Source organism: Wandonia haliotis (assembly GCF_039523435.1).
In the GTDB taxonomy this organism is placed as follows: domain Bacteria; phylum Bacteroidota; class Bacteroidia; order Flavobacteriales_D; family Crocinitomicaceae; genus Wandonia; species Wandonia haliotis.
The window spans coordinates 871,423-895,168 of record NZ_BAAAFH010000022.1 but is presented as its reverse complement, the minus strand read 5'-3'; the positions used below and the strand labels follow the sequence as shown (position 1 = coordinate 895,168).

The window sequence follows — 23,746 nt, the reverse complement described above, 5'->3', positions numbered from 1 at the left end:
TTACAATCTATTTTCGCATTTTTGAGTAAATTTTACTCCATGAAGTTACTGGCCAAAGAATTATTCTCCTACATCGATCTGACAACTTTGAATGCTACGGATTCTGTTTATTCGGTTGACAAGCTGATTGATTTTGCACTCGATAATGAGACACAGGGAAATGCTGTGGCAGCAATTTGCGTTTTTCCCAATTTTGGTGAACATGTTGTATCTCGTCTTACGAATTCGAAAATTCATACTGCAGTAGTTGCCGGAGGGTTTCCACATGGTCAGACATTCACCGGATTGAAGCAAACGGAAGTGCAGGCAGCGGCACAAAGTGGAGTAGATGATATTGATATTGTCCTTAACAGAGGGTTATTCTTCGGAGGGGATATGGAAGCTGCGAAGCATGAAATCATACTATTAAAGGAGAGTTCAGGGCGAACAAAACTAAAAGTCATACTGGAAACAGGGGAATTAAAAACAGATGAAAATATCCGGTCTGCTTCTGCTCTTGCGATCTCTGCAGGAGCTGATTTCATAAAAACCTCGACGGGAAAGTGTGAAATAGGAGCAACATTTAAAGCAGCGCGGATTATGTGTCAGGAAATCCGAAGAGAATTTGAAGCTTCCGGAAAAAAAATAGGATTTAAACCCAGTGGAGGAATTCGTACCTTTGATGATGCGGCTTTGTATAGAGATGTTGTACTGGCGGAGTTGGGAGAAGATTGGCTAACTCCTGATCTGTTCCGTATAGGCGCAAGTTCTTTAGCCGGAGATTTGTTAAAATTAATCAATTCATGACCATCAATCAATTCGATAGTGAAATTCAGGCAGCCATTCGTGCAGCTATTGCCGCTACGGATGAGATTCTGGATGTGTATGTGAATGATTTCGATACGATCATTAAGTCGGATGGGAGTCCGGTTACCGAGGCTGATTATCGATCTTCGCAGATTATCGAAGAGTTTTTAGCTCCTACAAAAATCCCTATCATTGGTGAAGAAATGAAGAACCGGGATTTTAAAGAAAGAAAAGACTGGCACAAATGCTGGGTGATAGACCCGGTTGACGGAACAAGAGAATTTGTGAATCGAAATGATGAGTTTGCCATAAACATTGCCCTTGTGGTAGATGAGAAACCAGTATTCGGACTAATTGCTTCCCCGGTAGAACATTATATGATGTTTGGAGGTAAAGAAATGGGATTGTTTCAGGCATTTTATACAAATGCATCTCCGGATATTGAAGAAATTGATAAAGGTGAAAGTGAGAGTTCAGATTCGATAGTTGTATTGACTTCCCGTAGTCATGATTCAGGAATGATTACAGACTACCTGGATAATCTGGAATCAGAATATGGTGAATTAACGTATTTGAGAAAGGGGAGCGCACTGAAATTTATTGATCTTGTTAAGCAAAAGGCGCATAGCTATCCGCGATTCGCTCCGACTATGGAATGGGATATTGCAGCCGGTCAGGCGCTACTCGAAGCAGCTGGAGGAACCGTTCTAAATGCTGAAACAGGTTTGCCATTGACGTATAATAAACCCAATCTGTATAATCCGTTTTTTGTTGCTGAAAATCTACCCGGATAGTGAAACTCCTCCTGTATATCCTACTACTTTTTCCCGTTGCACTTTCTGCTCAGCAGCGATTTTATCCCATGGTGGATTTTTATAAAGACAGACTGTACCATACAACGTATGAGATACTACCGGATTCGGTGTATGCTTATACCTACACGGGAGCTTCCTTTTTTCCGGAAACAGAAGAAACTACGTTTCAAATCCACCATTTGAATGAAGATAAGAAAGAGCGAAAATGGCTGGGAAGAAAGTTATTTCAGGAACACTTTTTTGAGATCAAAGGCAATGGATATTTTATAACTGTAAATCCTATTGTAGATTTCTCATTGGGACGTGATTTGCATGCTGTAACAACGACTAATTTGTTTTGTAATACGAGAGGATTTGAAGTAAAAGGTGATATCACAGATAAAGTTTCTTTTTCCTCTGATTTCAGAGAAAATCAGCAACGATTTGCAGATTATCAGGCGCACTATATTACGCAGTCCGGAGAGTATTATCCGGGGTCTGGAAATTATATACAACAGAATGGTTCTGTTCCCGGGGCAGCCAGAACCAAGCCTTTTAAAGGGGATGCGTTCGATTATGCCTATGTTACTGGATCAGTGACGTACCGACCTTTCCAGTTTCTAAGAGTGTCACTGGGTAATAACAGACATTTTGTAGGTTCGGGGTACCGTTCGGTACTACTTTCTGACTACTCAGCGAATGCTCCTTATCTCAGGTTTTCGTACCGGATCAATAAGAAGTTAAGTGGAGAAGCAATCTATGGACAACAGCTGAACCTGCTTCGTACGGAGATTCAGTCAAATGCTACCGAGCGACAATATGAAAAGAAAGGTTTTTCAGCACACTATTTTACTTATAAACCCTGGGAATTTGCTGCAATCTCCTTTTTTGAATCTACCGTATGGGACAGAGGTGATTCTACTGAAATCAGAAGAGTACACGGGTTGTATTATAATCCGGTTCCGATTATAAATACAGCCGTTTTAGGAACAAAAGGAACCCGGTCCAACTCGATGATTGGGATTAATATGTTGGTTAAGTTGCCGGCACACTTTCATGTATATGGTCAGTTGGCGTTAGATGATTTCAGGTCGTTTTCGCCGGCTTATCAGGTTGGTATGAGATGGTCAGAACCTTTTCGCATCCGGAATTTATTTTTTCAGGTAGAGTATAATACTGTTCCTGAAGGTTTTTATACACATCCTAACCGAAGGTTGAACTTTTCCCATAATAATTTACCATTGGTTCATCCTGTAGGGAATAATTTTTCTGAGGCTATTGTGCGCTTGTCGTATGAATGGAAACGGATAGCAATTGAATCCAAAACAAATCTATATCGTACGACACGAAATCTAAATACAGGGATGTTGGGAGACCGGTTATTGGCTGTATCTCCTATTCCTTCTGTGATCGAAAACGGACGCCTATTCTTGCAGCAGGTAGATGTATTGTACCGGTTTAACCGGATGAATAATTTACAGATCTTTTTATCAATGCTGTACCGTAAAGAAGCATTTCCCTCATCGGATTCGCAGACTTTATATGTCGGTTTTGGGTTGAGAACACAATTAGAAAACCGATATTTTGATTTCTGATGAGAATACTATTGATTGTCATAGGCGTTTTGGTTTTCAGATTGGCATATAGTCAGGAGAGATTGCTATGGAATACATACTTTGTTGAAGACTCAACGGAATCAGACGGGTGGAAATCATTTGATCGTCACACTTCAATTTATCCGCAAATTGCAAAACGTCGGACGGATATGAAGAAGGATACGGTCGATTATACACATACAAACCTGTTTTCTATATTTCCGGTTGCTGATCTTGTCGGAGGAATTACCGAAAACAGATTGGATCTACGGACGGGAGTGGGGGTAGGTATTGAATATGCTCCGGTAAAAGGCTTATATATGCAATTGGGGTATGCCGGAGGGCTGGCAAACAGAGACGCTATTATATATTCGGGCGGCGCATATCCTACCGCATTTTTCAGATTTCAGAATCAGGGATTTACAACCTATCAGTACCATGATCTTAGAGGAAGAATCAGTTATTCTCCCAATAAATTCTTTAATTTTCAGGTGGGATTAGATAATAACAAATTTGGTGAGGGAGATCGTTCTCTTTTATTAGATGGTTATGGAACACCTTATCCGTTTGTTTCATTGCGCTTACGAGTGTGGAGAGCCGAGTATGTAATTTTGCACCAGCTTTTGCGTGAAAGAGATCTGGCTGGAGGTTTTTTTAGAAAACATGCTGCGACACACTATCTGAGCCTGAATCTGTTCAAAGGATTTAACTTTAGTTTTTTTGAGTCTGTTATTTACAGTGGTAAAGCCGGTAGTCAGAGTCGCCCTTTTGAGTGGGAGTACCTAAATCCTTTTATTCTGTACCGACCTGTGGAGTATGGCTTAGGCTCTTCCGACAAAGTACAAATAGGAATTCAGTTGAGCCAGAAAATTTATCCGTCACTTCAGGTTTACGGGCAGTTGATGATTGATGATTTTCTGTTGAAGGAAATCATGGCGGCGAATGGTTGGTGGGCCAATAAGTTTGCTGCGCAATTGGGGGTGAAAGGAAGAAACGTATTTGGGATAAAAGGGCTGCGATATCTTACAGAAGTAAATTTTGCAAGACCCTATACTTATACCCATGGGACAACCGGACAATCGTTTACACATCAGGGAACTGTATTAGCGCATCCGTATGGGGCTAATTTTGCTGAATGGAATACGCGCCTCAGATATGTTGGTGAGAGGTGGGACTTTAATGTCGATGTTGTATATGCATTGAGAGGAAGTGATTTTTCTGACAGTATTTCCTGGGGAGGAGACATCATTCAGTCGTACAATAACCGACCCGGAGAATATGGTTTTTATATTGGGAACGGAGATAAGTATAACTGGACAAAAGTGCAATTGACGACTGGCTATATGGTTGTTCCGAAGTGGAGAATGAGGGCTTTTGTTACTGTTGAGTATCTGGGTAAATCTCATGGGGGAAAATTAAGAAGTTACCTGGGAGGTTTTTTGGGACTTAGAACCGAATTGTGGAACGATCCCCGAAATTATTAAAACTTAATTCAGTCTTAACCGGAAGATTGGGGAGTTTTGTATCTTAGCAAAAAGGATCGTGATGAAATTTTATACAACAGGTGTAGTGGTAGCAGCTTCTTTGTTCTTGTTTTCCTGTTCGGGAGAATCAGAGGTAAAAAGTGAAGAGAGTAATAATGAGGAGGTAGAATATGTAGAAGAGGTTTCTCCGGGAGTTTTTAAAGAAGTATTACCCTGTGCAGATTGTGAGGGGATTGAGACGATAGTTCATCTTAAGGATGACGGAACTGCGGTAATTTTGGAAACGTATCTCGGGGAAGATGAAATTCCTTATGCTTCTTTTGGAGAATGGAATTCAGACAAAGGAAACGTGACAGTTGCCTTTCCGGATCGTGAAATCAGGTATAAAGCACAACGGGACGCAATTGAAATGGTAACTGATTTTGATGTGGAGGAAGCTACAACATTGGATTATACACTTGAAAAATCAGGTGAAAAAGTTGACTTTTCAAAACCTTTTTGGGCAGACGTTCATTATTTCTATATGGCAGATGCACATATCGTGAAATTTGGTGGTAAAACGTATCCGGTAGTTGCAGATTCGACAAATATGGAAATGGAACAGATCTTTTTGAGCACGCCAGATTCACTTCGCGAGGATTTTACAAGCCGTTTGAAACTACAGATGGTAGAAGCGGAAGATATGGAAGGGACAAATAAGGAGCATGCGAAAATCATTGAAATAGTTGAAATTCCTAGGGTTGCTGAGACAACAAAATAAGAATGGTGTACGATTTTAAAAGAGAATCGATCAATGTCAACGAAACGGTGAGGATTGAATTGCTGTTTTTCGATGATTTTGAAATAGATGGCTACATCGCACAACTTTCAGATTCGGAACGTCAGCGGGTTGGTAAATTCTTGCTGCCAAAGAGAAAGAGAGAATTCATTGCTACCCGGTTGCTGAAGAACGAGTTGTTCGGAAGCGATAGTGTGATAGCCTACCGGGAAAATGGAGCCCCGTTTCTGGAAAAAGGCCCCGCTATTTCTATCAGTCATGCGCCGAATGTAGCAGGAATTGCTTTCTCAGAAGATGTTCCGGTCGGTTTTGATCTGGAACCTGTTCGGGAAAAGGTGCACCGGATAAAAGAAAAGTTTTTGCACAGAAGTGAGTATACGAACTTTGATCCCACTTCGACAGCCGACCTGATTAAACTTTGGTCATCAAAAGAAGCGTTATTTAAACTGGCCGGACGGGAAGGAGTAGTTTTTGCGGAAGATTTGTGTCTGGTTCCACTATCTGAGAATCGCCTGAAAGGTAATTTTAGAGTAGATAATCAGTGGTATACTACAGAAATAGCTATTTTTACGAGAGAAGACCTGATTATCACTGTAAATACAAACGATGTACAAAGGACGAAGAGCGATTTTTGATGAAATTTCCGGTAAAACAGGACAAATTGCTATTCTTGTGGATCCTGAAAAAACGAAAGAGGAAGAAATCATCGTTCGTCTGGCGCAAAAAGCCGAATTTGCTGGAGTAAATTACTTTTTAGTAGGAGGTAGTACCGTTTCTGCAAAAGATCTCAAACAATGTATCGCTTTACTAAAACAACATACGCAACTTCCGGTAATCCTGTTTCCGGGGGCTTCCCACCAAATTTCGGATGATGCGGATGCGTTGTTTTTTCTAAACCTTATTTCAGGACGTAATCCGGATTATTTAATCGGTCATCATATTGCTGCAGCTTCTGAGTTGCAGGAAATGAATCTGGAGATTATTCCTACAGCTTATGTATTAGTAGATGGAGGGAAACAGACTTCGGTTCAGTATGTCAGTCAGACAACTCCTATTCCCGGTGAACAGTTTTCAATTGCCCGAAATACAGTTTTAGCGGGTATGATGTTGGGGCTTCAGTTGATTTATTTTGATGCCGGAAGCGGAGCATATAATCTAGTTCCGACTGACTGGATCTATAAATTGAGAAAGGAAATTCAAGTACCTATTATTGTTGGTGGAGGGATTAAATCAATAGAAACGATAGACAAATTCAAAGAAGCAGGAGTTAATCTGATTGTCATCGGAAACCATATTGAAGAAAATATAGATTTCCTTTTGGATATAGGAAACTACAACCGGGAAGTTAAAAAAGCCTGACAGTCATAATACATACGTCATCAACCTGCTCTTCCTGTTGTTTCCATTCACTAAATTCTTCGGATAACTGATCTGTCAGTTGAGGGAGGGCAGACGATTGAAGATTCAATATATAGTTTTTGAGATTTCGGCTTTTGTATTTCTTTCCTTTTTCCCCTCCGAACTGATCTGCAAAACCATCTGTATACAATACAAGCGTGTCTCCGGGTAAAAGAGAAACGGCATGTGAGGTAAACGGCGTTTTATTTTCACCCCAACCGATTGCCTGTTTGTCGGGAGCAACCTCCCGAATGGTATCTTTATGTTCTGAAAAAATCCAAAGTGCATTATTTGCCCCGGCCCAGAATACTTCCTGTGTGGTAGTATTCCAACAAATAAGACTGATATCCATCCCGTCGCGGATTTGGTTCTCAGTTCCAGACAAATCTTCTTTTAATAATTCATCGACCTTATCCAGGATTTTTCCGGGAGTAACCTGATCTACTTCGTCAAGAGCACTGTTCAGAGCATTGTGGCATAAAACACTCATCATCGCTCCCGGTACACCATGTCCCGTACAATCAGCGACAGCAAAGCAGATATAATTTTGATCATCCTTCCGGATATTTTTTAGCCAGTAAAAGTCCCCGGCAACGATATCGCGGGGAATATAAAGAATACCATATTCGGGAAGTGATTGGTCCAGTTTTTTCAAAGATGGAAGTATAGCATCCTGTATACGTCTTGCGTACGAAATACTGCTGACCATTTCTTTATTCTTGAATTCAAGTTCTGCATGCTGACCCTCTATCTTTTGCTTTTGCTGAACAACTTCCCGGGTCCGCTCCCTGATTTTTATCTCCAGTTCCTCATTAATTCTTTTTCGGAATTCATTGACTTCGTTGAGGCGTTTAATGGCCTTTTCCCTGAGCTGTTTGAAGCGGTCTACAATCGCTACGGACAAAAGAATAACCTCAAGAGCAGACCCGTATTGCATGCCATAATCTGAGAAGGGATTGGATTCGATAACTCCAAAGTTTTTAAGAACAAATGCGCTTACAGCAATAATGAGAACTAAAAAAGCAAGTGTAAAATAGCGCGCCGACTTGAAATGTTGCTTCCAGGCGTATAGAGCAACAGGGATAATAGCAAGTGTAAGTAGCAGGGTAATTACGTTAATAGCAAGAACAGAGAAATAATAGATGTGCGCATTGGGAATGACGGAAAGCACGGAGTTAAGAAGAACTACGTAGCTGATGATAACAAAACTACGATCTATTTTCGGAAGAATCTTTTTGAGCTGAAGAAAGGAGCGGACAAAGAGAATCAGAAAGAACACGCCCATTGAAGCAAATAAGGGGTTGATGTGATTCGCTAAGAAGCCTGAATTTGTCCAGACAAACTCTTTTCCGAAACCATTGAGAGAAAGCTGAAGGATTCCCAGGCTAAACAGATAGCCGATATAATAAAGGGATAGTTTTTCTTTCATTGAAAAATAGAGAAAAACATTGAAGAGAAGAACGAAGAGCAGTATTCCAAAATAGATCCCGAAAAAGAACTGGTGAAAATGATCCTGCTCAAGTATTGTTTTACTGGTTTGGAATGATAATCCGAAGTGAAACTGTTCTCCGCCATTATTCAACCGTATCAAAAAGAAGGATTGCTGCTCTGCCGGGAGAGAGGTAAATACATTGGGGTACCTGCTGTCGAGCGAGCGCATTGAAAAATCACGTTGATCTCCTGTTTGTCCTGTTATCTTGAACTTATGATCTTCCTGATCCCAGTAATACACATCAATAACATCAATAATAGGGTTATCAAACTGTAAATACCCGGAAATACTTCGTGTATGTGGATTTTCTATAATGAAGGCGATCCAGACGTCTTCCCGCGCAAAACCAAAATTGGGACTCTTTTTGGTGTACAGGGAAAATGCTGAAACAATGTCCTCAGGAGTTGTTTGTTCGGAGAGCTGAAATTCGCGGGTTGCGGAGTGGTAATAAAGAAGTTTTTCTCCTTCGATTTCAAGGGGACTTTCTACTAACTCCGAAATATAGGGGGATGTTGTAGCTGATAGCTGTGAATACATCAAACAGCCGAACAATAAAGAAAGAATACTTCTCATAAGAAAACCAGTTCACCTAACCAATATACGGTAAACAGGTGAAACTGGTTTTCGTTCAATAGTATTTATCGAATAATAATACGTTCTGTCGTAACAGTCCCGAAGTTCTTATCAAGAATGCGGAAAAAATAAGTGCCTGACATTACATCATTCAGTTGAATTTCAGTAATACTTGTAAGATCCATTTGTTTGATTAGTGTTCCTTGCATGCTGATAATTTGAAGAGAGCTTCCATCTGCCACTTCATCCACAAATAAAGTAGTTCCTGCTACTGGATTAGGATAAAAGTAAACATTATCGGATTTTGTATAATCTACACTTATCACCCCTTTTTCTTCTTGAGTTCCATCGTAGTCAACCTGTATTAACTTATAATAATTGACTCCTTTTGCAGGTTCCTGATCCTCGAACACATAGTTTTGTTCAACAGTTGTCGTTCCTGAACCCTTAACGTAATCAATCGTTGCAAAATCTGTTCCGTTTGTAGACTTTTGAATGATGAAGTAATCATTGTTTCTTTCACTGGCAGTTGTCCAGTTTAGCCTGATTCCGTTACCGTTTTGAACACCTTCAAAAGCAGTTAGTTCTACAGGTAGAGGAGATCCCGCTAATTCGCAAGGAGCATTTACCTGATTACTGATACCAGGACCTTGAATATGTATTGTAGCCTGAACAGGAGGTTGTGGAATCTGATCGCGGTAATCACATGGATTAACCAGAACCGCCATGGTAACTCCTGAACCACCTTGCTCCGGTAGGTCAAAGCTTAATTGGTCGTTTCCTATATAAAGTATTCCGTTCAGTGTGTTCAGACCTCCGTTGGGGCTTTTCCCTCTGAAGTTTACCGAGTAGAATAAATTGATTCCATAATTGACTGTAGAACCACAATCGGATGGAGTGGTAAGTTGTACAATCTCGTACGGAGTTAATGAAATAGTAACTTCATATCCGGTTCCGTTGGAAGATGTAAATGTACATTGAGACAAACTGTAGTTAGAGATTAATGCCATCAACAATACAAGTGTAGATACGATTTTCATGGTGTTTTTTCGGTTGTTTTTTATTATTTATTATGCATGCATAATTAAAATGCGGCGCAAAGTACATGGTTTTTTAGTTACCGAACAATAAATAAAATGTTAATTAGTATTATTTTTCGACTAGTTGGCTTTTGTTGTCGATAAGTTGTCTGTTATGTTCGTTTAGTTGCTTTTTCTTGCGTATAAAAGGAGATTCTTCTTTTAATTGATTATGAAGGAAGTATGTATTCTGATTCCTCTTTAGAGTAAGGGAAAAGTAGACGTTACCAATTAGAGATGTTTGAATAGTAAAATAAGTTGTTATTTTATTTTTCAAATTGTTAAAAAAATATTACATTTAATCGCCAACTTATGAAATCCCAAAATACATGAAATTATGCATATTTTGTGTTGTCAATTTAATGATAATCACTTGCTTTGGACAGAATAAAGAGCAATTAGAAGAACAGTTTGACAGTTTAGCCAAAAATATAAGACAGAGCACGTATTATGATTCCAGTTCTGTGTTTTCTTATGGAGATAGTGCAATAAAAATTGCAAGAGAACTAAAGGATCTTTCAAGAGAAGCTTTGATTTATCAGTATTATGGTAACTACTATTATTTTTCCAGGAAAAAGGTTTCGTCAGCACAATACTATATTAAATCCAAGAAGCTGGCGAAGAAAAATGAAGACTGGACACTATACAACACTACTTTAATCCGGGAAGCGTTTATTTTAGTAGATAGCGATAGCTATACTGCTGAAAAGCAGTTCAAAGAACTACTGGAAAAATCAATTGAAAGAGGGGATGGAGAGAATATCGTAGAGTGTTATAACGGATTGGGAATTATATCCGAATCGCGGAGTAACCGGAACGACGCAATGGACTATTATCTCAAAGCACTAAAGTCAGCGGAAAAAATTGATTCGAAGTATCATATCAGTATGATGCTTAATAATATTGGTCTGATTAAGTTTTATAATAAACAATACGAAGAGGCTGAAAAAGATTTGCAGAGAGGTTTGAAATATGCGGAGGAACTCGGGGAAGAACGTCTGGCTTTTAATCTGCATAATAATCTGGGGCTGATTTCATCCGAGAAAGGAGATTTTGAAGCAGCTCGTGAACATTATGGGAGTACATTAATAAAAGCTGAGAATCTGGGATTTCCACAAGGCATAGGAGTGACACTATTAAACCTCAGCAATTCGTATAGTGAATTAGGAAAGAAAGACACCGCCCTGTTATACATAGATTCTGCCATACATATTTTTGAAATGACAGGTGATTACCCTTTCCTGCCAAAAGCCTACTTTCTCAAAGGTTCAGTTACCAGATCTTTAGGTAATTACAATGAAGCTTTGGGGTATGTTGAAACCGGGCTGGAATATGCGGATAAGGTAGGGTCAAAACAAGATGAAGCAAGTGGTCTTCGTTTTAAGTCAATGATTTTAAAAGATCTGGGGCGGTATGAAATAGCACTTGCAGCTTATGAAGAGTTTTATTCTTTACATGATAGTCTTGCTGAAGTAAATAATGCTGAAAAAATGGCTGAACTACAGGTTATTTACGATCTGGAAAAGAAAGATGCGGAAATCGAGTTGTTAGCCAAAGATAATGCGCTGAATAATTCAAGAATTAACATCATTATTATCAGTTCGGTATCCTTTCTTGTGCTTGTTTTAGCATTTTTCCATAACCGTCATGTGCGATTAAGAAGAAAGCAGCAAAGAGATTATACGCAAAAATTAATCTCGAATATCGATGAGGAGCGATCGCGTATATCCAGAGATCTTCATGATGATATCGGACAGTCTTTGTCTGTAATTAAATCAAAAATCAATTTATACCGACAGGGGAAAATTGACAATCTTGACGGATTGGACGGGGAAGTAGGAGAAATGATTAACCAGACGCGGAATCTGTCGCATACACTTCACCCTTCCTATCTGGAGAAAATAGGTTTGGTCAGGTCAATTGCTTCGTTGGCTGAGCGTGTACAGAAAAGTTCGGGAATTGTTTGCAGTTATGAAGTAGCGGAAGCTGCTGATGATTTACCGCTTGAAATCCAGACACAGGTGTACAGAATTGTGCAGGAATCAATTAATAATACGATCAAGCACGCGAATGCATCGGCCCTTAAAATTATTCTTGTGCAGCAGGGAGGATATTACCAGTTTGAATACATGGACAATGGAAGAGGATTTACAGAAAAGGAAATCTCTGATGGAATTGGTCTGAATACGATCCGGGAACGTGCACTTAAAATTGGAGGTAGGGCTATCTTCTCTGATAATAGGGGGAAAGGCTTCCGTTGTGTCATTCGTTTCGAATAGTCTGTGTGCAAAAAATGTAAAGAAATAATTATATCTTTATCCCATGAAAGTTGTTATTGCTGATGATCACCCGATTTTTAGAAGTGGCGTAAAATCACTTTTAGAAGCTTCCTTTGAGGATATAGAAATTCAGGAATTTACAAACGGAAAAGAAGCTGCAGATTCTATTCTTAAAGAATCACCTGATATTGCCATTCTTGATATTGATATGCCGGTAATGACCGGGTTACAGGTATGTCAGGAAGTGAGTGAACAATCGGAGACAAAACTGATCATCCTTACAATGTATAACGATATAGAAATGCAGCGTAAAGCCTTTAATAGCGGAGCGGTTGGATATTTAGTAAAAGACCATACATCAGAAGAACTGGTGCAATGTATTCACGAAGTGCTGGAAGGGAAAAGATTCTCTGCCCAGGGCTTGCGAAAAATGGAAGAAGAAAGCGAGGGGAAAATAAAAAACCTGCTTAAGAAACTGGAACAACTGACTCAGGTTGAGTTGAAGACATTAAAGTTGGTCAGTCAGAAATATACAAGTAAAGAAATCAGTGATTTGTTATTTATTTCTGTTAAATCAGTTGAGAATTATAGATCACGTATTTGTAAGAAACTGGAATTGGATGCCAGAAATAACAGCCTGCTACTTTGGGTTATGGAAAATAAACCCTATCTGGATGAAATAGAGGAATTTTAGGGTTTCATTTAAATAGAGCTACTATTTTATGTTAATTATTTAACAAATAAACACAATATTCTGTTAATTGAGGGGGCAGCCCTGTACTATTGAATTGTTTTCTTGAATACATTTGACAAGATAAATTAACCTTACAGATTGTTGGTAACTTATTGCTATACTACTTGTTACTGTGCTACTATTCGTTTTTTGATAGAATATGAAGTAGTTAGTAGTTTATAATTGTACAAAATTGGTTGCCAATTTAGGTCAAAACTATTTGCTGTTAAGGTAAAATAAGAGTTTAGTATGAAAAACTATTTGCTACTACAAATTTTTGTTGTTTTCTTAATTTGTAATACGAAACTTGCCGTAGGTCAGTCTTCTTGGGAAAGGGAACTGGGGCAAAATCGTTCTTTTATTAAAAATAAAGGGCAGTTTGATGATCGGTTGAAAAGTAGTGATGATGAAATTCATTATGCGCATGATGGTGGAAATCATAATTACTACTTTACTAAGTCGGGAGTTATTTTTGAACTATCACACAAGGATAAAAGAGGACGCAGTAAGGCCGAAAAAGAATATAGAAAATCAAGGAAGGCAGAAGGGTTTAATAATAATGAAGATTGGCAGAAATTTCAGGAAGCTGATTTTTATAACCGACTTGTAGAGACACGTGATGAGCTTACTGCTTTTTGGGTGGGTGCTAATCCAAATGTCAGAATAATTGCTGAGAATGAGGACTCTTTTTATCATAGCTACACTATTTATAACTCGAATCGGGAATTAATCAATATTAATAAGATTCCATCATTTCAAAAGTTAATATATAAAGACTTATATCCAAATATTGATGTAGTGTATGAATTTCATCCGGAAATTGGAATTAAATATTCGGTTGTTTTGCATCCTGGTTCAGACCCTTCTGTTGTAAAACTAAGTTATTCAAAAGATATTCAGATGCAGTCAGATGGTACGATTAGAACCTCTACTGTATTGGGAGACATAATTGATCATGCCCCACTTACATTTTACGAGGGAAATGTAAGTGATGTTATACATTCTCAATATCGTATAATGGGAAATGTCATTTCTTTTGAGCTAAGTGACTATAATAGAATGCGGACAGTAGTAATTGATCCGTGGACACAAACGCCAAATTTTAACACAAACTGGAAGTGTATTTGGGAATGTGAACGTGATGGGGCAGGTAATGTTTATATAATTGGGGGAATTATGCCATTACAATTGCTAAAGTATGATCAGGCTGGTACTCTGCAGTGGACATACAATACTCCATATGACACTACTATGTGGCTTGGAACATTTGCTACTGATATAGCGGGAAATTCTTATGTTTCGAATGGGTCTACAGCTCGTATTCAAAAAGTAAGTCCTGCAGGAGGTCTTGTTTGGAATAATGCAAACCCGGGAGGTCTTTTTACATCTACTGAATTCTGGAATATTACTTTTAACTGTGATCAGACAAGATTGGTTATAGGAGGTACTGGGGGGACGGTTCCACCGGTGCCCTATATTTATGAAATGAATATGAATAACGGGAACGTGGTTACTAGTGTGCAGCTTCATGGTTCAGCGGGAGGCCTTTTTGATCCTCAGGAGGTGAGGGCGATAGCTCCCTCAGAAAATGGAAGGTATTATTTCCTCACACACGATTCAATTGGATACGTTCATAATGATTTGAATGCATGTGGAGCAGCAGGAGCGTCGTCTGTTCTTTTTGATAATGGTTCAACGTTGAGTTATAAATGTGAAAATTATCGCTATGATAATTCTGGAATTATGGCTTTGGCACATTATGATGGGTTTATATATGTTAACAGAGGAAATCAACTTCAGAAGCGAGATTTTTATACAAGTAATATAGTAAGTACTGTTGCGATTCCTGGGGGAATATATAATACAACAACAGTGCCTTTTCTTGGAACTTCTTCCCAGGTTGGAAATAGTGGAATAGATATTGACGATTGCGGAAATATTTATGTCGGCTCGGCTAATGGAGTGTATAAGTTTGATCAGAATCTTAATCAAATAGCTTCTTTTCCTACTACTTATAACGTATATGATGTACATGTATCACTAAATGGAGATGTCATAGCTTGTGGCTCTACGGGTACATCTTCCAGTAATTCAAGAACAGGAACGATCCAGTCTTTTGCAGCAACTGCTTGTGCGCCAAAGTCGATTGAATGTTGTGATGTAGCAGTATGTCCTGTTGATCCGCTTTGTATTACAGATTCACCTGTTACACTGACATCAATTAGTTCTTCTGGAGGAACTTGGAGTGGAACAGGTGTTGATGCAGCAGGTGTGTTTGATCCTGCGGTTGCAGGAGTGGGGACACATACGATAACTTATACATTACCATGTGGTTCTGAATCGATTGATATTGTTGTGGACGAGTGTCCTGAGTTAAATATATGTATTGACCAAAATGGAGATTTGGTTGCATCTGGTGGTGATGGGAACTACAACTGGGAAACTGGTGTAGAAACTCCGGTTACTTACCCAATAAATTCTGAACAGGAATGTATTGATTGTCCTTCTACAACTCCTCAATACATTCCTATTTTTGGTTTCTATGATGGATGTAGTTCCAATACTTGTAGTGATATTGATACAGTTTGGACTTCTGTCGGAGTTGGAACTTCCTATACCCCTACAACGTTTCCTTTGATGGTTACCGATGGTAATGGTGTATTTACTGTCATCAGTTCATTGGCTGATTTATCACCTTGTTCAACAGATCCTCCTTGTCCGCAGATTAATGTAGCTATCAGTAACCAGTCTGATGTAAGCTGTAATGGAGCTAATGACGGAGCAGCAACTGTATCTGCAACAGGAGGCTCCGGACCCTATACTTATACATGGACGCCGGGGAATATAACAGGTGCAACTCAAACAGGATTGTCTCCACAGACGTACACGGTCTCTGTTGAAGATGCTAATAACTGTCCGGGGTCTGTGCAGGTTACTATTGCAGAACCATCTGCGCTTTCAGCAAATGCTGTGGCAACCGATGCCTGTGATAACACAGGAACGGCTTCGGCTTCACCCTCAGGAGGAACAGGATCTTATACCTATAGTTGGTCAACAGGTGAAACGACATCTTCGATTTCAAATCTTGCACCAGGTGGATATACAGTAACAGTAACCGACGCTAATTCATGTACGGTTCAACAAACAGTCACTGTTTCCTGTACCGGATGTCCTACAATCACTGTGACAGAATCAAGTCATACGGATGTAAGTTGTAATGGAGCTAATGACGGAGCAGCAACGGTTGTTGCATCAGGAGGAAATGCACCTTATTCCTATACATGGAATCCGGGAGGTATGACCGGAGGAAGTCAGACAGGACTTTCCCCTCAGACGTATACAATTGTAGCTGAAGATACTGATGGTTGCACAGGTACTATTCAGGTTGTTATTACAGAATCGACCGTTATGACCGTTATTACTTCGTCTGTCGATGCTTCCTGTGGAATTAATGATGGACAGGCAACAGTTAATGTTTCAGGAGGCACGGGACCATATAGTTATGTCTGGACGCCAAATGTAGGAACGACAGCAAGTGTTTCCGGATTGTCAGCGGGAGTCTACTCAGTAGTTGTAACTGATGCCAATGGTTGCCAGCTAACAGAAACAATCAATGTAAACAATCAAAATGCACCAACAGCCACGATTACTTCAGTATCTGACGAGACATGTCTGGGTGCGGCAAACGGATCCGCAACAGTATCCGCAACCGGAGGTTCAGGTAATTATACATATGCATGGTCACCTTCAGGAGGAACCTCAGCTACAGCTACGGGATTAGCTACGGGAACTTACACAGTCACTGTTACAGACGATTCTGGATGTATAACATCGATTAATGTAACGATAGGTGCAGGGTCGGTAATAACAGTAACAGCTTCTGTTACAGATGAAGACTGTGGCGTTGCAAACGGGGCAATAGACCTTTCGGTTTCTGGTGGAAGTGGAAACTACACCTATGTATGGTCGTCAGGTGAGGTTACTCAGGATATTTCCGGTGTATCAACCGGAGAGTATGAAGTGATTGTTACAGATGATACCGGTTGTTCAACTACTGAAACAATAACAGTTGGTGTGATAGGAGAACTATTTGTCACAGTAGTTCCTCCGGTAGCAACAATTGATGCGGGAGAATCGGTACAATTGGAAGCGTCAGGTGGCTATACCTATACGTGGACACCTGAAGAAGGGTTGAGTTGTACAGACTGTCCGGATCCGATTGCTTCACCAATGGTTACAACTACTTATGTTGTTACGTCTATTGATGAAAACGGATGTGCCGGAGACACTACGGTAGTCATCTTTGTTGAAAATGTATGTGGAGAAATTTTTGTTCCTACCATTTTCTCTCCGAATGATGATGGGAATAATGATGAGCATTGCGTAATGGGGGATTGTGTACAGGAGTTTGAGTTGTCGATCTACAACCGATGGGGAGAAAGAGTCTTTATTTCTGACAACCAGGCGAACTGTTGGGATGGAATTTTCAGAGGGAAACCTGTTCAGACGGGTGTTTATGTCTATAAGTTGAGGATCCGTTTGGTGGATGGAACAGAGGTCATTGACTCCGGGAATATAAATGTAGTCAGATAGCAGTAATCATAACAGAGAACCTATGAAACGAATTTTAATACTTGTATGTGCATTACTATCTATGAACAGTGTGCTTTCACAAGATGTGCACTTTTCGCAGATGTCTTATTCTCCGTTAACATTAAACCCGGGATTGACAGGTGCTAATCATGATCTGCAGGCAATTGTAAATTACAGAACACAGTGGAACAGTGTTGCGGAACCATTTCAGACAATGGCCGCTTCTTTTGATATGCGTGTAAACCCAAACAAAAGAGGTAAAAAAGGACATCTTGCCTTAGGACTGAATTTTTTCAATGACAGGGCAGGTGCAGCGAGAGTTACTACTAATAATGTCAATCTGAACGTTGCTTATCACGTTTTATTAAGTGATGGGCATACATTCGGAGGAGGAGCTTATGTCGGATGGGCACAACGATCGTTCAATCCGGCTGCAGGGAAGTGGGGAAGTCAGTATGATGGTATGGCATACAATGGAAACTTGTCGAGTGGAGAGAGCTTTAATTCGGCTTCATTTCATATGTTTGATGCCGGAGCCGGAATTGTATATACGTTTAGTGCAGAAGAAATGTATATGTCTGCCAATAACTCGACAAAAGTGAACGCAGGTTTTGGAGTGTATCATCTTAATCGTCCTTCCTTTTCGTTTATAAATCAGACAGACGAGAAAATGTATATGCGGTTTTCCGGTTTTGTGAATGGTGCATTTGGAATTGGTAATTCAAATCTTATTATTGAACCGGGGGTTTATTATCATCAGCAGGGAAAAGCCCGGGAAATACTATTCGGTACCTATGCCAGGTATATACTTCAGGAAGGTTCAAGAAGGACAACAAACCTTGAAAGAACAAGCTTTGCATTAGGTGCATTTTATCGGAATCAGGATGCGCTTATCATAAAGGCACTTTTTCAATGGTCAGGGTTAGAAATTGGCGCTGCCTACGATGTTAACCTGTCATCACTTACAGCAGCATCAAGAGCAAGAGGGGGCATAGAGTTTTTTGTGCGTTGGGTAATGCCAAGCCCTTTAGCTACAACAAGAGCAAGGATATAGTGGTTGTTTTTTTCATAAGTTAAATGTTATACGATCCTGTTCCGAAAATCCGGAATCGGGAGACATAATTAACATTATTTAAAAGCGTCGGATGTGTATCCGGCGCTTTTTTTAGTTAACTTTTCGAGGACTAATAAATTAAAATTCAGAATGAGTATTGACAAAATAGACCTTCGACTGATTAACCTGGACGATTTTGATGAATTAAAAGCCATTATGGAAAGGGTATATAGCTCTATGCCTAATTCCGCCTGGCAAAAACACCAGGTAGAAAAACTGGTTAAGTTATTCCCCGAAGGACAGGTTGGAATAACAGTTGATGGCAAACTGGTGGCTTGTGCATTGGCTTTGATAGTAGATTATAAAGATGTTGAAAAGTATCATAGTTATGCCCAGATTACGGGAAATTATACTTTCTCTACCCACAAAAAAAACGGCGATACGTTATATGGTATAGATGTGTTTATAGACCCTGATTTCAGAGGGATGCGTCTTGGAAGAAGGTTGTATGATTATCGGAAAGACCTATGTGAGCGAATTAACCTGAGAGGGATTGTCTTTGGCGGACGTTTGCCGAATTATCACAAATATGCAGAAGAACTTACCCCGAAAGAATACATTAACAAGGTGCGGATGAAAGAAATTCATGATCCGGTTTTGAATTTCCAGCTATCGAATGATTTTCACGTAAAGAAAATTTTGAGAAATTACCTCAGTGGAGATAAAGAATCACAGGAATATGCAGCACTTCTGGAGTGGAACAATATCTATTACGAAAACCAACCGGATTCGAAAGAAGTAGTTCCCGGGAAGTCCGTAGTTCGTTTGGGGTTGGTGCAATGGCAAATGCGTCCCTATAAACATCTGGATGATTTGATGGAGCAGGCAGAATATTTTATTGATGCGGTGTCAGACTATCGGTCAGATTTTGTGTTGTTTCCTGAGTTTTTTAATGCACCTTTAATGGCAGCATACAATCACTTGTCCGAACCGGATTCCATTCGAAAGTTGGCATCCTATACTGAAGAGATTCGGGATCGTTTTTCTGCATTGGCTATTTCCTACAACATTAACATCATTACCGGAAGTATGCCACTTATAAAAGAAGATAAGTTGTATAATGTGGGATACTTGTGTAAGCGGAACGGTGAGATAGAAGACTACATTAAAATTCATGTTACTCCTGACGAGGAAAAAGTGTGGGGTATGTCAGGAGGAGACAAAGTGCGTGTATTTGACACAGATTGTGGGAAGATAGGTGTACTGATTTGTTATGATGTAGAGTTTCCTGAGCTGAATAGAATTCAGGCAGATATGGGCATGAATATTTTATTCGTTCCGTTTCTTACCGATACCCAGAATGGTTACTCCAGAGTGCGAAATTGTGCACAGGCAAGAGCGATAGAAAATGAATGCTATGTTGCTATTGCCGGATCAGTAGGGAATTTGCCCAAGGTACACAACATGGATATTCAGTTTGCACAATCTGTAGTATTTACCCCTTGTGATTTCTCCTTTCCTACTAATGGTGTAAAGGCGGAAGCAACACCCAATACCGAGATGATTCTGATTTCAGATGTGGATTTGGATCTCCTGAAAGAATTACATGAAAATGGAGCCGTAAGAAACCTGAAAGACAGAAGAACGGACGTTTTCCAACTGAAGTATAAAGGAGAGTAAGTCCGCCCGTTTTAACAGATATTTTGTATTTGGGTAACAACCGTATGCCTATATTTGCATCAGTATGTTGTCAGTAAAAGAAATAAAAGAGCCGATTGCCGAAGAACTTATATTGTTTGAAGAGAAATTCAGACAGTCTATGCAATCTAATGTCGCTCTTCTGGATAAAATTACCCATTACATTGTAAAACGAAAAGGAAAACAAATGCGTCCGATGTTTGTTTTTCTGGTTTCCAGAATGTTGGGAGAGGTAAACGAAAGAAGTTATAACGCGGCTTCACTTATGGAACTGCTGCATACAGCAACACTAGTACACGATGATGTCGTGGATGATGCAAATGAACGGAGAGGTTTTTTTAGCGTTAATGCACTTTGGAAGAATAAAATAGCAGTATTAGTTGGAGACTACCTGCTTTCAAGAAGTCTTTTACTTAGCATTGATAATAAAGATTTTCGTTCTCTGGAGATTGTCGCAAAGGCGGTTAAAGCAATGAGCGAGGGAGAATTACTTCAAATCGAAAAGGCACGAAAACTGGATATTACGGAAGAGGTCTATTTTGAAGTGATCCGTCAGAAAACAGCGTCTTTAATAGCTGCTTGTTGTGAAGCGGCAGCAGTTTCTGTAGATCGGGAAGATATTGCAGCGAAAATGTATCGTTTTGGAGAATTGGTGGGATTAGCCTTCCAGATCAAAGATGATATTTTTGATTACGGGACGGATGAGAAAATCGGGAAGCCGACAGGAAATGATATCCGCGAACGAAAAATTACGCTTCCCTTGATATATGCGCTGAATAAGGGGAGTGAAAAACAAAAGCAGACACTAATTAATATTGTGAAACGTTATAACGAAGAGCCTGCAAAAGTGAAACAGGCAATTCGTATTGTTGTTGAATCAGGAGGTGTTAAATATGCGCATCAGCGAATGATGGAAATAAAACAGCAAGCTCTTGAATTGATTGAAGATGTTCCGGACTCACCGGCAAAAAGATCACTCATAGGTTTGGTTGAATACACAACAACGAGGGAGAAATAAGAATAGATATGAGAAGTTGGTATATGTTTTTGGTTGTGGCAGGGGTGATGATGGCCTGTAAAAATACGCCTGATCCGGTGAAGAAAAGAGAAAATAAGACTGCTCAGGAGCAACCAAAAGAACAATTAATAGAGCAAACCCGTGAATGGTACAGAGAGTACTATCCCGGGAAAAAGCAGATAAAAATTATTGGTACGGTAGATGATGAGGGACGTCGTCACGGTGTCTGGGAATTTTACAACGAGAGTGGTCAGAAAATCAGCGCAACGTATTATTTACACGGAATCAAAGAAGGATATTCGATTGTCTATCACCCAAACGGAAATACCAGCTATGTTGGAGAATATAAAAACGATAAAAAAATAGGGGTGTGGAGAACCTATGATCCGGATGGGAACCTTATTTCGGAAAAGGAGTTTAAGTGATGGCAAGAATACCATCAAATATTATTGATGATATTATTCAGACTGCCCGTATTGAGGAAGTAATCGGGGAGTTTGTTCAGTTAAAACGTGCAGGTTCTAACCTGAAAGGGATGAGCCCTTTTACAGAAGAGAAAACCCCTTCTTTCATGGTTTCGCCAGCGAAACAGATTTTTAAATGTTTTAGTACGGGAAAAGGAGGGAATGTTGTTTCCTTTCTGATGGAATTAGAACATTTTAGTTATCCCGAAGCGTTAAAATGGCTGGCTACCAAGTATAACATTGAAATCCCAGAAGAGAGAGAGCAAACACCCGAAGAAATAGCACAGGCAAATGAGCGGGATAGTCTGTACATCATTAATGAGTTTGCCCAAAAACATTTCTCCTCAAATATGTTCGAAACAGATGAGGGAAAAGCGATTGGCAAGTCTTATTTCATTGAACGGGGCTTCCGGGAGGACATTATCAGGAAGTTTCAATTGGGATACTGTCTGGATAACGGATCAGATCTGACAGAAACAGCCATAAAAAAAGGATACAAACAGGATTATCTTGTCAAAGTAGGACTTACGAAAGTAAAAGAGAACAGACGCTTTGATTTTTTCAGAGGAAGAGTAATGTTCCCGATTCATAGTATCTCCGGTCGTGTGCTTGGATTTGGAGGAAGAACATTGAAGGCGGATAAAGGAATTGCGAAGTATTTCAATTCTCCTGAAAGTCAAATCTATAACAAAAGCCGGATTCTTTATGGTCTTTATTTCGCTAAAGGCGCTATCATCAAACAGGATGAATGTTTATTGGTAGAAGGATATACTGATGTGATCAGTTTACACCAGAGCGGGGTAGAGAATGTAGTCGCTTCTTCCGGAACCTCTCTGACGAAAGAACAGATCAAATTAATCAAGCGGTATACCCAAACAATTACGATCCTTTATGATGGGGATGCTGCAGGTATAAAAGCATCCTTTCGGGGAATCGACCTGATCCTTGAAGAAGGGATGAATGTGAATGTGATTCTATTCCCGGACGGAGATGATCCGGATTCATATTCCCGAAAAGTATCAACGGAAGAGTTACAGACTTACATCCGTGATAACAAACAGGACTTTATCTCCTTCAAAGCGGACGTACTACTAAAAGATGGGGCTGATGATCCCATTAAACGGGCGGAACTCATCAAAGCGATTGTTTCTTCTATCGCACTTATTCCCGATGCGATTACACGGTCGGTATATATCAAAGAATGTGCGGGAATCTTTGATATGGAAGAAGCCACACTCGTGGTGGAATTGAATAAAATCCGGAAAGGTCAACTGGCAAAAGCAACCGGTCAACCTGTTTCTCAATTGCCAACGGAAAGAGTGTCTCCGGTACAGGAAAACACAGCAGAGAAAGAACCGGATGCAAAGCGACTTTTAAAAGATGCCGAACTGGAACTTATTCGCGTTATGCTGAAAATGGGGATCTATGCAATTGAAGTACCGCACATCAATGAAGAAGGTGAAAAAGAAATTATTGAAACCAGCGTAATTCAGTTGATCGTTCACGAACTGGAGAAGGATGAGCTGGAAATAGTAACGCCCCTTTATCGGAAAGTGTATGATAAAATGGCAGAGGGAGTAAAAGAGAATATCCTTTACGGTCCTAAGACATTTTTGAACAGTGATGATCTGGAGATCGTTCGGTTAGTGGCAGATATTGAGTCTTCGGAATACTCGCTTAGTAACAATTGGTTTTTGAAACACCAGATTGACACCAAATCCGAAGAAGATAAACTGGAGAAAGCGGTGATGGGAGCTGTTTACCTGTTTAAATTGATGGTAATCGAATTACAATTGTCAGAAATCAGGAAACAGATAAAAGAACTGGACACAAGTGGTAATGCGGATGAAATTTTAGTACTTTTGAATGAGCAAATTCGCTGTGATCGGGCTAAACGATCATTGAGTATGGAGCTTGGACGTATTTGA

The 23,746-nt window shown here is 39.8% G+C and carries 17 protein-coding genes; 15 read left to right on the top strand and 2 right to left on the bottom strand.

Annotation, left to right across the window (positions count from 1 at the left end; genetic code table 11):
• The first annotated feature begins 39 nt into the window (after positions 1-39).
• From deoC to ABDZ97_RS16530, 7 genes are all read left to right on the top strand, one after another.
• Entirely contained in the window at positions 40-786 is a 747-nt protein-coding gene (gene deoC, locus ABDZ97_RS16560) for a deoxyribose-phosphate aldolase (RefSeq protein WP_343790462.1), read from the top strand.
• Positions 783-1,580: a 3'(2'),5'-bisphosphate nucleotidase CysQ family protein gene (locus ABDZ97_RS16555; RefSeq protein WP_343790459.1), complete on the top strand. Its 798-nt coding sequence runs from the start codon at positions 783-785 to the stop codon at positions 1,578-1,580. Before deoC ends, ABDZ97_RS16555 begins: the two co-directional genes overlap by 4 nt.
• Positions 1,580-3,175, top strand: coding sequence for a hypothetical protein (locus ABDZ97_RS16550; protein WP_343790456.1), 1,596 nt, complete (start codon positions 1,580-1,582; stop codon positions 3,173-3,175). The genes ABDZ97_RS16555 and ABDZ97_RS16550 overlap by 1 nt, the downstream gene beginning before the upstream one ends.
• Positions 3,175-4,659, top strand: a complete 1,485-nt coding sequence (locus ABDZ97_RS16545) for a hypothetical protein (RefSeq protein WP_343790453.1) — start codon at positions 3,175-3,177, stop codon at positions 4,657-4,659. Before ABDZ97_RS16550 ends, ABDZ97_RS16545 begins: the two co-directional genes overlap by 1 nt.
• A gap of 61 nt (positions 4,660-4,720) precedes the next feature.
• A complete protein-coding gene (locus tag ABDZ97_RS16540; RefSeq protein WP_343790450.1) occupies positions 4,721-5,419 on the top strand; it encodes a copper resistance protein NlpE N-terminal domain-containing protein in 699 nt (232 codons plus the stop codon).
• A gap of 2 nt (positions 5,420-5,421) precedes the next feature.
• Complete coding sequence (locus ABDZ97_RS16535; protein WP_343790447.1) at positions 5,422-6,072, top strand: 4'-phosphopantetheinyl transferase family protein; 651 nt, start codon at positions 5,422-5,424, stop codon at positions 6,070-6,072.
• The gene (locus ABDZ97_RS16530) at positions 6,044-6,796 is read left to right on the top strand and encodes a phosphoglycerol geranylgeranyltransferase (protein ID WP_343790444.1); all 753 of its coding nucleotides are present in this window, start codon (positions 6,044-6,046) and stop codon (positions 6,794-6,796) included. The genes ABDZ97_RS16535 and ABDZ97_RS16530 overlap by 29 nt, the downstream gene beginning before the upstream one ends.
• On the opposite strand, the gene ABDZ97_RS16525 is transcribed toward ABDZ97_RS16530, so the two are convergent.
• On the bottom strand, positions 6,783-8,900 hold the full coding sequence (locus tag ABDZ97_RS16525) for a 7TM diverse intracellular signaling domain-containing protein (RefSeq protein WP_343790441.1): 2,118 nt from the start codon (positions 8,898-8,900) through the stop codon (positions 6,783-6,785). The genes ABDZ97_RS16530 and ABDZ97_RS16525 overlap by 14 nt on opposite strands.
• A gap of 65 nt (positions 8,901-8,965) precedes the next feature.
• Positions 8,966-9,940, bottom strand: a complete 975-nt coding sequence (locus ABDZ97_RS16520) for a T9SS type A sorting domain-containing protein (RefSeq protein ID WP_343790438.1) — start codon at positions 9,938-9,940, stop codon at positions 8,966-8,968.
• A 368-nt stretch (positions 9,941-10,308) separates the two neighbouring features.
• Between ABDZ97_RS16520 and ABDZ97_RS16515 the strand changes: the two genes are divergently transcribed.
• From ABDZ97_RS16515 to dnaG, 8 genes are all read left to right on the top strand, one after another.
• Positions 10,309-12,258: a tetratricopeptide repeat-containing sensor histidine kinase gene (locus ABDZ97_RS16515; RefSeq protein WP_343790435.1), complete on the top strand. Its 1,950-nt coding sequence runs from the start codon at positions 10,309-10,311 to the stop codon at positions 12,256-12,258.
• A gap of 43 nt (positions 12,259-12,301) precedes the next feature.
• Positions 12,302-12,952, top strand: a complete 651-nt coding sequence (locus ABDZ97_RS16510; protein ID WP_343790432.1) for a response regulator — start codon at positions 12,302-12,304, stop codon at positions 12,950-12,952.
• A 288-nt stretch (positions 12,953-13,240) separates the two neighbouring features.
• Positions 13,241-17,584, top strand: a complete 4,344-nt coding sequence (locus ABDZ97_RS16505) for a DUF7948 domain-containing protein (RefSeq protein WP_343790429.1) — start codon at positions 13,241-13,243, stop codon at positions 17,582-17,584.
• Positions 17,585-17,606: 22 nt separating this feature from the next.
• Positions 17,607-18,638 carry a PorP/SprF family type IX secretion system membrane protein gene (locus tag ABDZ97_RS16500; RefSeq protein WP_343790426.1) on the top strand — a complete coding sequence of 344 codons (1,032 nt, stop codon included), beginning with the start codon at positions 17,607-17,609 and terminating at the stop codon, positions 18,636-18,638.
• Positions 18,639-18,788: 150 nt separating this feature from the next.
• Positions 18,789-20,318 (top strand): carbon-nitrogen hydrolase family protein, encoded by a 1,530-nt coding sequence (locus ABDZ97_RS16495; protein ID WP_343790423.1) that lies wholly within the window; start codon positions 18,789-18,791, stop codon positions 20,316-20,318.
• A gap of 64 nt (positions 20,319-20,382) precedes the next feature.
• Positions 20,383-21,354, top strand: a complete 972-nt coding sequence (locus tag ABDZ97_RS16490) for a polyprenyl synthetase family protein (protein ID WP_343790420.1) — start codon at positions 20,383-20,385, stop codon at positions 21,352-21,354.
• Between the two features lie 8 nt (positions 21,355-21,362).
• Positions 21,363-21,779: a toxin-antitoxin system YwqK family antitoxin gene (locus ABDZ97_RS16485; RefSeq protein WP_343790417.1), complete on the top strand. Its 417-nt coding sequence runs from the start codon at positions 21,363-21,365 to the stop codon at positions 21,777-21,779.
• The gene (dnaG, locus tag ABDZ97_RS16480; protein ID WP_343790414.1) at positions 21,779-23,746 is read left to right on the top strand and encodes a DNA primase; all 1,968 of its coding nucleotides are present in this window, start codon (positions 21,779-21,781) and stop codon (positions 23,744-23,746) included. The genes ABDZ97_RS16485 and dnaG overlap by 1 nt, the downstream gene beginning before the upstream one ends.

Excerpts from the sequence above, each read along its gene's own strand:
- ABDZ97_RS16545 (WP_343790453.1), top strand. The coding sequence starts at position 3,175 with ATGAGAATACTATTGATTGTCATAGGCGTTTTGGTTTTCAGATTGGCA.
- ABDZ97_RS16555 (WP_343790459.1), top strand. The coding sequence starts at position 783 with ATGACCATCAATCAATTCGATAGTGAAATTCAGGCAGCCATTCGTGCA.
- ABDZ97_RS16515 (WP_343790435.1), top strand. The coding sequence starts at position 10,309 with ATGAAATTATGCATATTTTGTGTTGTCAATTTAATGATAATCACTTGC.
- dnaG (WP_343790414.1), top strand. The coding sequence starts at position 21,779 with ATGGCAAGAATACCATCAAATATTATTGATGATATTATTCAGACTGCC.
- ABDZ97_RS16500 (WP_343790426.1), top strand. The coding sequence starts at position 17,607 with ATGAAACGAATTTTAATACTTGTATGTGCATTACTATCTATGAACAGT.
- ABDZ97_RS16530 (WP_343790444.1), top strand. The coding sequence starts at position 6,044 with ATGTACAAAGGACGAAGAGCGATTTTTGATGAAATTTCCGGTAAAACA.
- ABDZ97_RS16495 (WP_343790423.1), top strand. The coding sequence starts at position 18,789 with ATGAGTATTGACAAAATAGACCTTCGACTGATTAACCTGGACGATTTT.
- ABDZ97_RS16525 (WP_343790441.1), bottom strand. The coding sequence starts at position 8,900 with ATGAGAAGTATTCTTTCTTTATTGTTCGGCTGTTTGATGTATTCACAG.
- ABDZ97_RS16540 (WP_343790450.1), top strand. The coding sequence starts at position 4,721 with ATGAAATTTTATACAACAGGTGTAGTGGTAGCAGCTTCTTTGTTCTTG.
- ABDZ97_RS16535 (WP_343790447.1), top strand. The coding sequence starts at position 5,422 with ATGGTGTACGATTTTAAAAGAGAATCGATCAATGTCAACGAAACGGTG.
- ABDZ97_RS16505 (WP_343790429.1), top strand. The coding sequence starts at position 13,241 with ATGAAAAACTATTTGCTACTACAAATTTTTGTTGTTTTCTTAATTTGT.
- ABDZ97_RS16510 (WP_343790432.1), top strand. The coding sequence starts at position 12,302 with ATGAAAGTTGTTATTGCTGATGATCACCCGATTTTTAGAAGTGGCGTA.
- ABDZ97_RS16520 (WP_343790438.1), bottom strand. The coding sequence starts at position 9,940 with ATGAAAATCGTATCTACACTTGTATTGTTGATGGCATTAATCTCTAAC.
- ABDZ97_RS16490 (WP_343790420.1), top strand. The coding sequence starts at position 20,383 with ATGTTGTCAGTAAAAGAAATAAAAGAGCCGATTGCCGAAGAACTTATA.
- ABDZ97_RS16485 (WP_343790417.1), top strand. The coding sequence starts at position 21,363 with ATGAGAAGTTGGTATATGTTTTTGGTTGTGGCAGGGGTGATGATGGCC.
- deoC (WP_343790462.1), top strand. The coding sequence starts at position 40 with ATGAAGTTACTGGCCAAAGAATTATTCTCCTACATCGATCTGACAACT.